At 39.3% G+C, this 14,821-nt stretch carries 21 protein-coding genes and 1 pseudogene; 14 read left to right on the top strand and 8 right to left on the bottom strand.

The features are described 5' to 3' along the window. Nucleotides 1-188: 188 nt before the first annotated feature. Together ACIR131C_RS0107320 and ACIR131C_RS0107315 are read left to right on the top strand one after the other, a co-directional pair. Complete coding sequence (locus ACIR131C_RS0107320; protein ID WP_027402180.1) at nt 189-419, top strand: DUF433 domain-containing protein; 231 nt, start codon at nt 189-191, stop codon at nt 417-419. After that, nucleotides 416-748: a DUF5615 family PIN-like protein gene (locus ACIR131C_RS0107315; RefSeq protein ID WP_028083746.1), complete on the top strand. Its 333-nt coding sequence runs from the start codon at nt 416-418 to the stop codon at nt 746-748. The genes ACIR131C_RS0107320 and ACIR131C_RS0107315 overlap by 4 nt, the downstream gene beginning before the upstream one ends. Before the next feature lie 86 nt (nt 749-834). Here ACIR131C_RS0107315 and ACIR131C_RS0107310 read toward each other — a convergent pair whose 3' ends face one another. The 6 genes from ACIR131C_RS0107310 to ACIR131C_RS22175 all read right to left on the bottom strand — a co-directional run bounded on the left by ACIR131C_RS0107310 (nt 835) and on the right by ACIR131C_RS22175 (nt 3,505). Beyond that, a complete protein-coding gene (locus ACIR131C_RS0107310; protein ID WP_231387462.1) occupies nt 835-1,035 on the bottom strand; it encodes a ParE family toxin-like protein in 201 nt (66 codons plus the stop codon). Nucleotides 1,036-1,069: 34 nt separating this feature from the next. After that, nucleotides 1,070-1,291: a hypothetical protein gene (locus ACIR131C_RS0107305; RefSeq protein WP_028083748.1), complete on the bottom strand. Its 222-nt coding sequence runs from the start codon at nt 1,289-1,291 to the stop codon at nt 1,070-1,072. 174 nt (nt 1,292-1,465) lie between these two features. After that, the gene (locus tag ACIR131C_RS0107300) at nt 1,466-1,888 is read right to left on the bottom strand and encodes an aspartyl protease family protein (protein ID WP_028089668.1); all 423 of its coding nucleotides are present in this window, start codon (nt 1,886-1,888) and stop codon (nt 1,466-1,468) included. Then, entirely contained in the window at nt 1,881-2,099 is a 219-nt protein-coding gene (locus tag ACIR131C_RS0107295) for a hypothetical protein (protein WP_028089667.1), read from the bottom strand. The genes ACIR131C_RS0107300 and ACIR131C_RS0107295 overlap by 8 nt, the downstream gene beginning before the upstream one ends. A 177-nt stretch (nt 2,100-2,276) precedes the next feature. Beyond that, entirely contained in the window at nt 2,277-2,696 is a 420-nt protein-coding gene (locus ACIR131C_RS0107290; RefSeq protein ID WP_028089666.1) for a tetratricopeptide repeat protein, read from the bottom strand. Nucleotides 2,697-2,866: 170 nt separating this feature from the next. Beyond that, on the bottom strand, nt 2,867-3,505 hold the full coding sequence (locus tag ACIR131C_RS22175) for a Uma2 family endonuclease (protein ID WP_231395415.1): 639 nt from the start codon (nt 3,503-3,505) through the stop codon (nt 2,867-2,869). 270 nt (nt 3,506-3,775) lie between these two features. On the opposite strand from ACIR131C_RS22175, the gene ACIR131C_RS22170 reads away from it, so the two are divergent. Next, the gene (locus ACIR131C_RS22170; protein ID WP_051347509.1) at nt 3,776-4,000 is read left to right on the top strand and encodes a hypothetical protein; all 225 of its coding nucleotides are present in this window, start codon (nt 3,776-3,778) and stop codon (nt 3,998-4,000) included. Nucleotides 4,001-4,029: 29 nt separating this feature from the next. Here ACIR131C_RS22170 and ACIR131C_RS0107275 read toward each other — a convergent pair whose 3' ends face one another. After that, nucleotides 4,030-5,079, bottom strand: a complete 1,050-nt coding sequence (locus ACIR131C_RS0107275; protein ID WP_028084590.1) for a response regulator — start codon at nt 5,077-5,079, stop codon at nt 4,030-4,032. Between the two features lie 232 nt (nt 5,080-5,311). On the opposite strand from ACIR131C_RS0107275, the gene ACIR131C_RS0107270 reads away from it, so the two are divergent. From ACIR131C_RS0107270 to ACIR131C_RS0107220, 11 genes are all read left to right on the top strand, one after another. Then, nucleotides 5,312-6,244 (top strand): RluA family pseudouridine synthase, encoded by a 933-nt coding sequence (locus ACIR131C_RS0107270; RefSeq protein WP_028089665.1) that lies wholly within the window; start codon nt 5,312-5,314, stop codon nt 6,242-6,244. 619 nt (nt 6,245-6,863) lie between these two features. After that, a complete protein-coding gene (locus tag ACIR131C_RS0107265) occupies nt 6,864-7,385 on the top strand; it encodes a phycocyanin subunit beta (protein WP_028089664.1) in 522 nt (173 codons plus the stop codon). Nucleotides 7,386-7,484: 99 nt separating this feature from the next. Beyond that, entirely contained in the window at nt 7,485-7,973 is a 489-nt protein-coding gene (cpcA, locus tag ACIR131C_RS0107260; protein ID WP_028084587.1) for a phycocyanin subunit alpha, read from the top strand. Nucleotides 7,974-8,298: 325 nt separating this feature from the next. Then, on the top strand, nt 8,299-9,159 hold the full coding sequence (locus ACIR131C_RS0107255) for a phycobilisome linker polypeptide (protein ID WP_028089663.1): 861 nt from the start codon (nt 8,299-8,301) through the stop codon (nt 9,157-9,159). Between the two features lie 42 nt (nt 9,160-9,201). Further along, a complete protein-coding gene (locus ACIR131C_RS0107250; RefSeq protein ID WP_028089662.1) occupies nt 9,202-9,441 on the top strand; it encodes a phycobilisome linker polypeptide in 240 nt (79 codons plus the stop codon). A gap of 16 nt (nt 9,442-9,457) precedes the next feature. Then, nucleotides 9,458-10,288: a HEAT repeat domain-containing protein gene (locus tag ACIR131C_RS0107245; protein ID WP_028089661.1), complete on the top strand. Its 831-nt coding sequence runs from the start codon at nt 9,458-9,460 to the stop codon at nt 10,286-10,288. Between the two features lie 67 nt (nt 10,289-10,355). After that, entirely contained in the window at nt 10,356-10,952 is a 597-nt protein-coding gene (locus ACIR131C_RS0107240; RefSeq protein ID WP_028089660.1) for a HEAT repeat domain-containing protein, read from the top strand. 37 nt (nt 10,953-10,989) lie between these two features. After that, nucleotides 10,990-11,829 (top strand): phycobilisome rod-core linker polypeptide, encoded by an 840-nt coding sequence (locus tag ACIR131C_RS0107235; RefSeq protein ID WP_028089659.1) that lies wholly within the window; start codon nt 10,990-10,992, stop codon nt 11,827-11,829. A 48-nt stretch (nt 11,830-11,877) separates the two neighbouring features. Further along, nucleotides 11,878-12,621: a phycobilisome rod-core linker polypeptide gene (locus tag ACIR131C_RS0107230; protein ID WP_028089658.1), complete on the top strand. Its 744-nt coding sequence runs from the start codon at nt 11,878-11,880 to the stop codon at nt 12,619-12,621. Nucleotides 12,622-12,761: 140 nt separating this feature from the next. After that, the gene (locus tag ACIR131C_RS0107225) at nt 12,762-13,487 is read left to right on the top strand and encodes a phycobilisome rod-core linker polypeptide (protein WP_028089657.1); all 726 of its coding nucleotides are present in this window, start codon (nt 12,762-12,764) and stop codon (nt 13,485-13,487) included. A gap of 121 nt (nt 13,488-13,608) precedes the next feature. After that, nucleotides 13,609-14,370 (top strand): phycobilisome rod-core linker polypeptide, encoded by a 762-nt coding sequence (locus ACIR131C_RS0107220; RefSeq protein WP_028084579.1) that lies wholly within the window; start codon nt 13,609-13,611, stop codon nt 14,368-14,370. Between the two features lie 93 nt (nt 14,371-14,463). On the opposite strand, the pseudogene ACIR131C_RS26695 reads toward ACIR131C_RS0107220, so the two are convergent. Next, nucleotides 14,464-14,821, bottom strand: a pseudogene (locus ACIR131C_RS26695) (hypothetical protein); the annotation flags it as partial.

Below are 14,821 nucleotides of genomic sequence, written 5' to 3'. Positions count from 1 at the left end.
TTTCTCCGTGACCTCTGTGCCTGGAGTGGTTCGTTATTCCATGAATCTTGCGTAAGTCCTAATATCAATAGGTACTGGATTCTGTCATTTGCAAAGCAAGACGATGTGGACATAGTGCTATAATTTAGCTTATATTGTACTACAAGTTTTTTCAGAAAATCGCTAAAATAGAAATGCACTTGCTACTTATGAATTACAGAGATTATATTACAATCGAACCCAATAAACGCGGTGGTAAGCCTTGTGTACGTGGCTTGCGAATCACAGTTTATGAGGTGCTTGAATACCTAGCTTCCGAGATGACTGAAGCAGAAATTCTTGATGATTTTCCCGACCTAACGCGAGAAGATTTAAAAGCTTGTATTGCGTATGCGGCTGACCGTGAACGTCGGCTAATGATTTCAACTTTATCAGCATGAAATTACTATTTGATGAAAACTTATCCCCTAAATTATCCATCCGTTTGAGCGATATTTTTCCAGACTCCCTTCATGTTCGGGATGTAGGGATGAAAGCAACAATAGACCCGATAGTTTGGAATTATGCAAAAGATAATGATTTGATGATTGTCTCGAAAGATGCTGATATGCACGATCTGAGTTTAGTGTTGGGGACTCCTCCAAAAGTCATCTGGCTGAGACTGGGAAACTGTTCTACTTTACAAGTTGAAAATTTACTGCGTCGGGAGTTCAGCACAATCAAATTATTTTATGAAGATGAAAATTCATCATTGCTTGCTCTCTCATGATCGCATTAACCCAATATTAGCGATCGCACTATATAAATTATTATGCGATTCCTAGGTCGCGCAACGCTATCGCTTGTGACAACGAGCTAATTTAAAAAACTTTCATATTCATCATGATTACCGATCCAAATCCAATAATAATCGTCACCCTTTTTTAAGGCTAACGCTCGATATCCACTACTAACACGGGCAGACCAAAGATTTCTACCGACTTTTTTGAAGTGCAAAGAGGGATGAAGTGAGTTTTCCTGCCAAAGCTGATAAGCCTTCCGCGCTTGCTCTTGCATCTCAGGTGACAAATTAGCATACGCTTTCCAAAACTCAGTCGTCGCCAAGGATTTCATCAAGATCCCTCACGTTGTTGGCTGCAATATCTTTTTCTGCCTGAGCAATGAGGCGATCTAATTTCCCTGATGCTAAATCTGCCTCAATTTGACGATCCCACATCTCATCAAGATATTCTTGAAGCCATTTTGCCAGATCACGAACTTCACTTTCTGGCAATTGTTTGATTACTGATTCAACTTCTAGCCGAGTATTCATACAAGATTTTACATTTAAAGAGTTTTTCTTTTCTATATTATCACTAACTTTGACATTGAAACGCCATTAGATGGTAGCTATTTGACTGATAGCGAAGCGCGACCTAGTAATCGCACTTAAACCACAACTAGCAATAGCTTCACTCACCGTAGGCATCGCAATGAATCTCCAGTTTTAGCCAACCCGCTTGGGGCGAATTTCCAACTCAGAACGCGCACGGAAGAAGCAGACATCAAACTCAAAGAAGAAATTAGCCTGTCCCAAGATCAAAGGTACATTAGTTGCTTGTGTCCAGGCAAATGCCAGGTTAATAGTTGGGAATGAACCGACTTGAGCATCAACAACGACTGCGCGAGCTTCAAATTGTGCTAAATTTCCTGCTAATATAACCGAAAGTGTCTCATTCTCCCAGATAAAACCTAGTTGCGTTCCTATTTCGTAGGGCAAAACATTCACACTTGCGCCTGTGTCTAATAAGCCTTCAACCTTCAAGGAATGACCGTTATAACCAAGGGTCAAAGGCAGATGGGGTATTCTATCAACCATACCCAGGCTACTGTCAATAATCTTGTAGGGAAATCTTTGAGCATCAACCATTCTTTTCTTGTTCCTTTGTAGCCAAAAGATTCATCAAAATGTTGGCAGCCTCAGAGCAATTGTAAGGCGACCAGACTGGATACTCTTGATTTGCAACAAAGAAGTTTGCATCTTCTTCTTTTACCAGTTCTGTGGCGAGAAACTGCATCAGCCGAAGCTTATCAATTTTGGGCAGTGTCTGGATTTGTGACATGAGTTCAACCAATGGCATTTGAGAATCTCCTCGTCTGAGGGTTGGTGAAAGGATGAGATAGCGAAGCGCGACCTAGGAATCGCTCTCTCATTTTAACCTAGCAATCGCCAAAGGCATCGCAATTAATCCCAGTTAAGGAAACACAAGAAAATGGATTTTGAGCGATCGCACTAATGAATTTGGAATGGCTATACCTCAAAATAACCGCATGAACCACGGTTTTTTTTGCTTGTCTAAGATATGCTTAATCATTTCCTTTACCTTTTGGCGTTGATCTGCTAGAATAGGAAAGTTTTCGTAGAGTGATTCAGCTTTTCTAAAATTTTCTAGTGCTGTATTAAGCTTCTTTTGACGATACGCGATTGTTCCCAAACCAATATATGGACCTGGCAGAAAATTATCATAATTCATTGATTTGACAAAACATTCTATCGCCTCATTATCATTCATGCCAATTTTGTCATTACCTAACTTATTATAATACACTGCCTTCTCCGCTTCAGATTTTTTAGAAAGAGGGTCTTCAGGTCCATTATAGATATTCTGAGTTGGACTGAAGTAAAGATCACCTTCAATGGTACTGTTACTAATCTGGTTATCTTGTTTCTGTTTCATAACTGTGGCATACCCTATTTTTGGCGACTAAGATAATAACATATTTTAAAAGACAGAAAATAGTGATCTTTTTGTAATTTTATCAAGAAAAGATCACTATTCTTTTCTTTTTTACCTCGGAGAATGAAAACCCCCTGCTATGAGAGGGAGATTGAGCGAAAAAATAGGTATTAATGCTTTTTGCCTTCCTGAACTGGCTTAAATTCAAAGTTTCCCTGAACGTTTACATTTGTTACTGTATTTGTTTGAGTCTGTTTGATAATCTCTTTTCCACCAGGTTGTTCGCTGATTTTGTCTAATAAATCTTGAACTAACTTCAGAATATCACGATCATCACTGACCACAGCTTCATAGCCATCATTTCCTAAACTATAAAACAATAATTCATCATTCATCCAAAACCAAACTTCAGGAATTTGTAACCGTTTGTATGCTTCCAGTTTATTAATTCCTCCACTACTAATAACCACCTCAATTACTAAATCAGGATGTTTTCTATTTGCTCCCAATTCATAAGATTCATCACCTTCCTTTTTAACCTTTTCAAATTCATTTTCCAAGGTAACAGAACCAGTAGGAGTAAAATCTAATTCCAAAAATTCTAAATAAATTTCTAGTAAAGAAGCAATACGTTCTTTGATAATTTGATATTTTTTACCTGGGTTTTTCCGAATCTCTAACACTCCATCTAAAAAAGATAACCTTAACCCTGGGCGATCAATTAGCTGTTCAACAGCTTTAAATTCTCTCCAGGTTAAGTCACTAATTAAAATTGGTTCTGCTTCTCGTTCAATGAGTGTAGTTATCATAATTTAAACCCAAATTTAGAGATTGAATTTTGCTCAACGTGATATCATATAAAAACAGATTATCATAAAAAATATGGCTCTCCTAGAGTGGTTATGATAATTTCATAAAAAATAATGCTTAAAACCATTGATATACAACGAATCCATAAATATAAAAAATCAGATTTAATAAAACTGATTTTGGTTTTATTAAATCTCTTGTTAAATCATGAATTTAAGCAACTATTTGTATTAAGTTTTCATATCTAGTCTAGAAGAGCCAAAAATATCATGCAAGCATACAAACTCCAAGGAAAAATTGATGAATCTGGTAACTTGCTGATTACCGAAACCGTGAATTTACCCCCCAGAAATGTGGAAGTAATAGTCTGGCCAGCTACGGATACCCTTAATCATACCACATCCCCAAGCAGTAAACCAGCGCCAGAAACACCAAAAAGAAAATCTAGAATCAAAAGAAATGGTTATTTTATTAATAGATATTGGCAGCCATGATGAGGTTTATTAACCTGAATTGTGAATTTTCACACAATATGTTCAAAAATGATTTTCAGTAAATCCTCTTGAGAAAAAGGCTTTTCTAAATAACCATTAGCTTTGACAAATTTGGCTCTTGCTCTATCCCTTAATCCCATCCTTTCCGTCATTAAAATTATAGGAGTATCTTGATAATGTGTGTGTTTTCGTAATAAAGAACAGATTTCATAGCCATTTAAATTAGGCATTTCTATATTTAGTAAAATGATATCTGGCCGTACTCGCAGAATTTCCATTAAAGCTTGGGAAGAATCCGTAAATTTGATCACATTGAATATTTGTTCATCTAAAAATTCTGACACAGTATTTAAAATTTTCTGATTATCATCTATGGAAAAAATACTGCATTTCTGCTTCTCTCTGATAAAGGAGTTATTTGACTGATTTGTATTTCTCTGATTATTCAAGTGATCAGAATTACTTTTGGGTAATTTTTCTTGGGATGTTTTGGGTACTTCTAACTGAGAATAACACTCAAAATTCAGATTTTCTTTAACATCTTTAACATCAACTTTTGCTGCTGGTTGAGATGGTTCTACTAAGGCTTTTAAATTTAAATGGCAAAATTTAGGCAGATTGTCTAAAAAAGTATTAGGAACAAATTCATAACTGCCATATTTTAAATTCAACAAGGATTGTAAAACTTCTAGCGCTAACTCCTCAATTAGTAAAGCCGCTTGAAAATGACTAATATATTTTTGATTAACTAACCAACAAATAGCTAAGTAATCTGGATTTGGTATTGAATGTTTCTCAATATCTTTTTCAAAAATCATCCGCACTTGTTCATTAATTCCCCTGGGAAGAGTTGAGATTTGCTGACTTAATCTCTGTAAGTTTCGGTAAAGAGGTTCAAACATTTCTTCAGAATAACCAGCGTAAATTAGTTTACCCTGATCCATATATATTGACCAAGCACCAGATTCGCTAAATACTTGCAAACAACCAGTGTACGAACTATTAGTAATCTTCTTTAATATGTTGATTGGTTGCAGTTTTTGGAAAAATCTATATCTACTAATGGGAGTAGCGTTCATTTTCTGGGATGGTTGATTAAAGTTGTTTTTCATTATTAGTTACTCACTGTATTTTATCAACATTCCGAATCCTGATTCTTGAATTCTTCCCTTTAGATTACTCCATATTTTTTAGAGAAATAAAAAAGTATGTTAAACATAAGATGAAGATAAAAAAATGAAGTGGTGATTTTCTACCGACAGGACTCTAATTTTTGATCTCAATGTTGCTTAAATTACTCAATACCCAATCGTGTCTACAATTAATATCCAAGTTCCAGAAAATAGCGATCGCTTAGACCGCTATTTATCCCAGAATTTATCAGATTTGTCCCGTTCTCGCATTCAGCAACTCATAGAACAGGGTCATGTCCAAGTCAATGATCAAATTTGCACATCTAAAAAGGTTAATCTCAAAATAGGCGATCGCATTTCTCTAGAAATTCCCGCCATTGAACCTTTACAACTCTTAGCAGCGGATATTCCTCTAGATATCCTCTATGAAGATGAGGAGTTAATTATTCTCAATAAACCCGCTGGTTTGGTTGTTCACCCCGCACCCGGTCATCCTGACGGAACTCTAGTTAATGCTATATTGGCCCATTGTCCTAATTTACCCGGTATTGGCGGTATTCAACGTCCTGGAATAGTTCACCGCTTGGATAAAGATACTACTGGAGCGATCGTTATTGCTAAAACAGATTTAGCTTATCAGCATTTACAAGCACAATTACAAGCAAAAACCGCCAGACGAGAATATTTAGGTTTAGTTTACGGTGTTCCCAAAACGGAAACCGGAAGCATAGACTTACCCATTGGTCGCAATCCCCAAGACCGCAAAAAAATGGGCATTGTTTCTATAGAGGATGGTGGACGGGCTGCAATAACTCACTGGCGAGTACAAGAGCGTCTTGCTAACTACACATTGATCCACTTTCAACTAGAAACAGGACGTACCCATCAAATTCGCGTCCACAGTGCCAAAATTGGTCATCCTATCGTTGGTGACCCTCTTTATAGTTCTGCTCATTCTATCGGCGTAAATTTGCCAGGACAAGCCCTACACGCTTGGAAACTCCAGTTACAACATCCCGTTTCTGGAAAGTTGCTTCAAGTAACAGCACCCCTTCCCCGCAGTTTTACCACTTTACTAGAAGTATTGCGTCGCCGTAGTGGAGTTTGTTAAGAATTTATGAGTAAATAACGATTTACTCTCAATTTGTGAATATAACTTTTTTTTCATTCATATCCCCCCAGGGGGGAAAAAAATAGAAAGTTTTTAAAATATTTAGAAATGTAAATTTAACACTCCTTAACAAAATTTAGGAAACCTATAAATGGGATAAAACCCTTATATTCTTTTAATTACAAGGGTTTTCAGGAATATTTAAACAAGCTTAAACTGGTTAATATTGCGATTTTTTGCAGAAAATGTAAAGTTATGTAACAAAAATATCTAGAAATTCTTAGTTGAATACCTTGTATGTAAAGGATTTGAGGCTTTTCTTAGGGGAACATCTTATTTATTCATAATTTGTAATAAATAAAGGTTCTATGGCATTGTATAAACATAAGCTGTAGGGGTTAAACAACAGAAGAAAGTTAAATAAAGCAGGTGATTCACTGAATTTGCCAGTTTCTCATAAATTTACCCTTGACTCTCATAATTTCTGGTTTGTAAACTGTAAACTAGAAAGGAGAGAAGACAAATTGAGAACCGCTTTGATTTGACTTCGTTGCCAACCAATCCGAATTAGTTTTAATTTAGAGATCTCTCAACTAAGTAATTTAGGAGATTAGAGTCCATGACATTAGATGTATTTTCCAAGGTTGTTTCCCAAGCTGACGCTCGTGGCGAATTCCTCAGCACCGAACAACTAGATGCTTTGACCGCAGTAGTAGCTGCTGGTAGCAAGCGTTTAGACACTGTTAACCGCATCACCAGCAACGCTAAAGACATCGTTACCGATGCTGCTCGTGCTTTGTTTGAAGAACAGCCTCAATTGATCGCTCCTGGTGGAAACGCTTACACCAACCGTCGGATGGCTGCTTGTTTGCGCGACATGGAAATTATCTTGCGCTATGTAACCTATGCAGCATTAGCGGGTGATGCTAGTGTTCTAGATGACCGTTGCTTAAATGGCTTACGGGAAACCTACCAAGCTTTGGGTACTCCTGGTGCTTCTGTAGCAGTTGGCGTTGGCAAAATGAAAGAAGCAGCGATCGCTAAAATCAACGATCCTAACGGGATCACCAAAGGTGATTGTAGTTCTTTGGTTTCTGAAGTTGCAAGCTACTTTGATCGTGCTGCGGCTGCTGTTGCCTAAAAATTACAAATTAGCTCCCGTCTAAATTGAGCTTTTTTCATAACCTGCATGGCGTAGCCATACAAAACAAGCAAGAAACAATCTAGGAGATTTTCACCAATGAAAACACCAATTACCGAAGCAATTGCATCTGCTGATACCCAAGGACGCTTTTTAAGCAACACCGAATTACAAGCTGTTAACGGTCGTTTCGTTCGCGCTGCTGCCAGCATGGAAGCTGCTCGTGGTTTAACCGCTAATGCTCAAAAATTGATTGACGGTGCTACCAGCGCTGTTTACAGCAAATTCCCTTATACCACCTCTACCCCAGGCGCTCAATTCGCATCTGATGCTCGTGGTAAAGCTAAATGCGCTCGTGACGTTGGCCACTACCTACGCATCATCACCTATAGCCTAGTTGCTGGTGGTACAGGTCCTTTGGATGAGTTTTTGATTGCTGGTTTGTCTGAAATCAACGGCGCGTTTGATTTGTCTCCTAGCTGGTACGTAGAAGCTTTAAAATCCATCAAAGCTAATCATGGTTTGAGCGGTCAAGCTGCTAACGAAGCTAATACCTACATTGACTACGCCATCAACGCTCTTAGCTAGATAGCGTCATGCCCGGAGAGGGATACAATTATTAGATGAAGTTACCCCTCAAGGGGTTCGCCAGTTATTGCTCCTGGAGTCACTGCGTTAGTTGGAAAATATCCAACTGTAAATTAAGTGGCGTTAAGACCTCCAAGATCATCCTGGTTCACCTAGCAATTGGATCTAGCTCCGGGCATAGTTTTATGTACAAATAAAATAGGTCAAGAGGGAAGAGGCAAGAGGTAAAAGGTAAATCCTACTGACCACTGACCACTGACCACTAACCACTGACCACTAACCAAGCTTTATTCCGCCAAAATTCGGCACAATAAAGGGGAAAAACATGGCAATTACAACAGCAGCCTCCAGACTAGGAACAGAGCCTTTCAGCGACGCGCCCAAAGTTGAACTGCGCCCCAGCGCCAGCCGGGAAGAAGTAGAAGCTGTAATTCGTGCCGTTTATCGTCAAGTCTTAGGAAATGACTATATACTGGCATCAGATCGCTTAATTAGTGCAGAATCACTCCTACGTGACGGCAATTTAAGCGTGAAAGAATTTGTCCGCAGCGTCGCTAAATCAGAACTCTACAAATCTAAATTCTTCTACAACAGTTTCCAAACTCGGTTAATAGAACTCAACTATAAACATTTGTTGGGTCGCGCACCATACAATGAGTCAGAAGTGACTTACCACTTAGACTTATATATTAACCAAGGTTACGACGCGGAAATTGACTCCTACATTGATTCCCAAGAGTATCAAAATAGCTTTGGGGAAAATGTTGTTCCCTATTATCGGGGCTTCGATTTTCAAACGGGACAAAATGCAGCCGGGTTTACGCGGATGTTCCGTTTATACAGAGGTTATGCTAACAGCGATACCGCTCAGGTTGAAGGTTCTAAATCCCGTTTGGCGCGGGAATTAGCTAGTAATAAAACCTCCTCAGTTGTTGGACCATCTGGTAGTAACAATAACTGGGGTTTCCGCGTATCTGTAGATGACGCTCCTAAGCAAAATCTAGGTAATGCCGTTGGAGAATCCAATCGCACTTACCGGATTGAAGTTACAGGTATTCGCAATCCAGGATACCCGAAAGTCCGCCGTAGCAGTACAGTATTTATTGTGCCTTACGAGCGCCTTTTAGAGAAAATGCAGCAAATTCATAGAGTTGGCGGCAAAATTGCCAGCATAACATCAACCTAAGCGCTGCTCACGGACAAAACTCACATAGGAGATATAGAAGTAATGTTCGGTCAAACTACACTTGGTGCTAGTAGCGTTTCTTCATCTGCCAGCCGCGTATTTCGTTACGAAGTTGTGGGCTTAAAGCAAAACCAAGAAAGCGACAAGAACAAATTCGACATTCGCCGCAGTGGTAGCGTATTTATTACCGTACCCTACAGCCGCATGAATGAAGAAATGCAGCGGATTAGCCGTCTAGGTGGCAAAATCGTCAAAATTGAAACTTTGACAGTGGCGGAATAAGCATCAAGCCCTGGCAATGATAGAACCTAGTGGAGAAGCATATCCTGCGGAAAATGCACCAAATCTCACACCGGAAATAGCTATTGCTAACCTGCAATCATCAGATCTAAGTCTCCGCTATTATGCTGCTTGGTGGTTGGGTAAGTTCCGAATCAGTCAGCCACAAGCCATAGACGCACTTATCAGCGCGTTAGAGGATGAAGCCGACAGAACAGAACTGGGAGGTTATCCCTTACGGCGCAATGCCGCTAGAGCGCTTGGTAAATTGGGCAACTTGAAAGCTGTACCAGGTTTAATTAAGTGCTTGGAATGTGCTGATTTTTATGTCCGCGAAGCCGCAGCCCAATCTTTGGCCATGCTCAAGGATAAAACAGCATTACCAGCATTGATAAAACTACTAGATGGGGGTGTTGACCAAGCAGTACAAGTACCTGGTTTACCTCATCTTACCCAACCCTATACGGCAATATTAGAGGCCTTGGGAGCTATGGGTGCAACTGAGGCTATTTCTCTTGTCCAGCCTTTTCTTCAGCATCCAGTTCCCCGATTACAATGCTCCGCAGCCAGAGCCATGTACCAACTGACACAAGACCCCATCTATGGTGAGTTATTAGTGAAAACTTTGGTGACGGGTGATTTGAAAATGCGTCGCGTTGTTTTGGGAGACCTGGGGGCAATTGGGTATTTAGCAGCAGCAGAGGCTATTGCTCAAGCACAAGTGGAAAATAGCTTTAAATTGATTGCTTTGAAAGGATTATTAGAGTATCAACTGCCAGAACAGTCTGATACTTTTGGTATATCTGAACCAGCTACCCGAGTTATGAATTTGATGGACTCACTCTTATAGTCAGTAGTCAGTTGTCAATTATCAGTTGCAAAACTACTGACTATTGACCACTGACCACTGATAAAAAATGGATGAACTAATTCGGGCTATTACCGCAGCTGAAACACCTGACCAACTGGTGACAGCGGTGAAAAATTTGGCGGCAATTAAAGATATATCAGCAATTCCCACTTTAATCGCTGTATTTGGTTATAACAATCCAGAAGCAGCGATAGTGGCAGCAGCAGCATTAACAGAGTTGGGAGAGGTAGCAGTCCCACAATTGCTAAACCTTGATGATTATAACTATGGCGCACGGGCTTATTCAATTCGCACTCTGGCGGCGATCGCTGATCCTCGCGCTTTAGATGTTCTCATTGCTACTACACTTACTGACTTTGCCCCTAGCGTCCGCCGTGCGGCCGCTAAGGGACTAGGAAACTTACAATGGCATAAGCTAGACATTGTTGCCAGTCAAATAGCTATAAATCGCGCATTAGAGACACTATTGTGCATTTGTGAAGATACAGACTGGTCAATTCGTTATGCTGCTGTTGTTGGGTTACAAGCTTTAGCGAAAGTAGCTACAGTTAGATCGCCTATTTTTGCTAAATTTGCATCAATGCTGACTAACGATACTGAAAAAGCAGTTCGCGCTCGCGTTCAGTTGGCCTATAGCCAGTAAAGTAATTTACATACCATATAACAAGGTAAAAGTAAAAATGTCAATACCACTACTAGCATATCCCCCTAAATCGCAAAATCAGCGAGTAGAAGGCTACGAAGTCCCCAACGAAGATACACCAACGATGTATCGCTTAAATTATGCCACTTCAGACCAAGATATTGATAGCATCATTTGGGCAGCATATCGGCAAATTTTCAGCGAACACCTGATTTTAGAAAGTTATCGGCAAAACTTCTTAGAATCACAACTGCGAAATCGGGCTATTACCCTGCGAGATTTTATCCGGGGTTTAGGCAAATCAGAAGTTTACCGCACTCAAGTAGCAGATACAAACTCTAATTATCGTTTAGTTGACATTACTTTAAAACGGTTCTTAGGCCGGGCTGCTTACAATAAAGACGAAGAAATCGCTTGGTCAATTGTCATTGCTACCAAAGGATTACATGGGTTTATAGATGCTTTATTGGATTCTAGTGAGTATTTAGACAACTTTGGTGATGACATTGTACCTTTTCAACGTCGTCGTTTTGGCGATCGCCCTTTTAATTTGGTTAATCCCCGTTACAATGCTTATTGGCGTGATACTCAAAACATTCGCGGTATAACTGGTCGTTCTTTCTACAAGGCCAGAACATCAGGACAACTGACTACAGCGGATATCAGACGGGCTATTCCGGCCAATTTCTTCGCTATGGCAGGGTCAATTATTACCAACGAGCGCAACTACCAACGTAGTTTAGCCACAGCCCAATCTTTCGTCAGTAGCCTGGAAATACCCGATACTTCCCGCGAAATCGGTACACCACAACCCACTATTAAACCTGTAGCAGTTTCCTTACCTTACCGGTATATCCCCGCTAACGCCAAAAATTAGTAATTCGCAAACTGACAACTGACAACTGACCACTAACAACTGACAAACATGACAATACCTTTACTAGAATACAAACCCAGTTCTCAAAACCAGCGCGTTTCTGGTTATGAAGTTCCTAACGAAGATACACCTACAATTTACCGTATCGAAGACTGTTCCTTTGGTGAAGAAGTACAAGAATTAATTTGGGCGGCTTATCGGCAACTTTTCAGTGAACACGTTATCCTCAAATTTTACCGTCAAGTTAATTTAGAATCCCAAGTCAAAAACAAAGCAATTACTGTTCGTGATTTTATCCGAGGTTTAGCTAAATCTGAAGCTTTCCAAAGTTTGGTAATTCAGACTAATTCTAATTACAGATTAGTAGAAATTGGACTAAAACGGTTATTAGGTCGCGCACCATACAACAAAGAAGAAGAAATTGCTTGGTCAATTGTCATTGCTACTAAAGGCTGGGGTGGCTTTGTTGATACTTTGCTAGATTCTGAAGAATATCAAAGTAACTTTGGTGAAAATATTGTTCCCTATCAAAGACGACGTTATAAAGATAGACCCTTTAATTTGGTAACACCACGATACAGCGATTATTGGCGCGACCAACTCGAAGATGCTCGTTATAAATGGGGTGACATTAAAAACTTTTTGGATATGGCAAATTCCATTAAGATTAAAACAGTGACCTACACACCAGTTAGCACTGCTAATATCCAAATCCCTAATACCACAAGACAAACAACATCAACTGGTATTCCTGTTTCCGTTAGTCCTAGTGCTGGGTTTCCCGTGCGCTAAATAGTTTTTTATCTAGCTGGGTGATCTGGGTCAAGAAAGTTCAAAAGTTTGCATTTTTTTAAGGATTTTAATTTTAGTTACTTTGCTAAGTATAACAACATTTTGAGATGCCAACTTTACCAAAAGGCAGGTTTTTTAAAATGGCAATTCCTTTACTTGAATACAAACCTACAACTCAAAACCAAAGAGTTAGTAGTTTCGGCGCAGCAGATACAAATGAAGACAGTCCTTATATCTACCGCATTGAAGATGCTAACTCTCCCGGCGAAATTCAACAACTAATTTGGGCTGCTTATCGCCAAATTTTCAACGAACAGGAAATTCTCAAATTTAACCGCCAAATTAACTTAGAAACCCAACTCAAAAATAGGTCAATTACGGTTAAAGACTTCATTCGCGGGTTGGTGAAATCAGAGCGATTTTATCAGCTAGTTGTGACACCAAATAACAACTATCGCTTGGTAGAAATGTTCCTGAAAAGGATCTTAGGTCGTTCTCCTTACAATGAGCAAGAAAAAATTGCCTGGTCAATTCAAATTGCTACTCTGGGTTGGGGAAAATTTGTGGATGTTTTAATTGATAGTAGCGAGTATGAACAAGCTTTTGGTGATTCTACCGTACCCTATCAACGCAAACGCATGACTACAGAGCGACCAATCAGCTTTCTGCCCCGCTATGGTGCTGATTATCGAGACCGGGCAGGTATTGTCCAAAGAGGTCGGTATAATCAATGGCGTGGGTTTGTCTACCCAAACTCTGGGCAAAATGTTGATTGGGGGGCGCTATCTGCTGTATTACTAGTCATAACCGCAGGTATCGTCTTCTTATTTATTCTCAATTGGTTAGGAATGAGTTCTATTTACTAACCGTTTCAGGGGAAAATAAGATTAAGAAGAAATAGGGAATAATACGGGGAATTGACACCCTATTCCCTATTCCCTAATTCATTATCTTTGTTTAACTTAATCATAAAAGGAAAAAAACAATATGGCATTGCCATTACTTGAATACAAACCAAGCAGCCAAAATCACCGGGTAAGCAGTTTTGGACCTGCTGACCAAAATGAAGATACACCTTATATCTATCGCTTAGAAGATGTTAGTTCTTACACTGACATAACAAGCATTATTTGGGCCGCTTATCGTCAAGTTTTCAGTGAACATGAAATCCTCAAATTTAACCGTCAAGTTACTTTAGAATCTCAACTTAAAAACGGTTCTTTGTCAGTGCGTGACTTTATTCGGGGTTTAGCAAAATCTGAAGCTTTCTATCGTTTAGTCGTTTCTGTTAATAACAACTACCGTTTAGTAGATATCACCCTCAAACGTTTATTGGGTCGTTGTGCTTACAATAAAAAAGAAGAAATTGCTTGGTCAATTGTCATTTGTAACAAAGGTTTTGGCGGTTTTGTTGATGTTTTATTAGACAGCGCCGAATACACCGAAAATTTTGGCGAAAATACTGTACCTTACCAACGGAAGCGTTTTGTAGACCGTCCCTTTAATTTGGTAACACCCCGTTACGGTGCTGACTTCCAAGAAACAGCAGGTACAGTCAAAACCGACTGGCGCTTTACCTTGGAGAACTTCTACACCGCCAAAGCGAAAGAAAAGCGCATGGCCGAAGGAGATCCTCGCAAATTCGCAGCTATGGCGGCTTCCGTATCTGGTAAAGGTAACTACGCACAAAAGTTATCTTCCTTTGATATTGACTACCTCAATGCTGTTCCTTATCGTGGTAGACGCTAATTAATTGTGGGGTGGGCTTCTAGCCCGCCCTAACCAATAATACTATTTGTATTTGACATTAAGGATATTTACAAGTTATCAATCTCCCGAATTTTACCTGTGAAAAATTATCATTTCATTACCAACAACCGGACTACGGGCGATCATTTTCTCTTGAGAATCAACAATTTTTAAATGTGTGAAATTAAGCTCTTGGGAACGTTGTAATATATCCGCAGCTAGTTTATCTTGTTGAGATTTTTCTAAACTGTACCACATATCACTAATTTTTAGAGTTAAATCGCCAGTACGGAAATTAGCAACTAGAGGTTTTATAAGTTGAGAAACAATATTTTGATCTTTATTTTTATCTTTGGTATTCTTTACAGAAACGCTAATTTCTGAAAACTGATTTTCAATTGCTACTAATAAACTCTCTTCTGGTGTTAATTCTATAATTGGAGTTGGTGTG

It is taken from the genome of Dolichospermum circinale AWQC131C (assembly GCF_000426905.1).
GTDB lineage: Bacteria > Cyanobacteriota > Cyanobacteriia > Cyanobacteriales > Nostocaceae > Dolichospermum > Dolichospermum circinale.
Note: the sequence above shows the minus strand (reverse complement) of the source record. Positions and strands in the feature narration are given on the sequence as shown.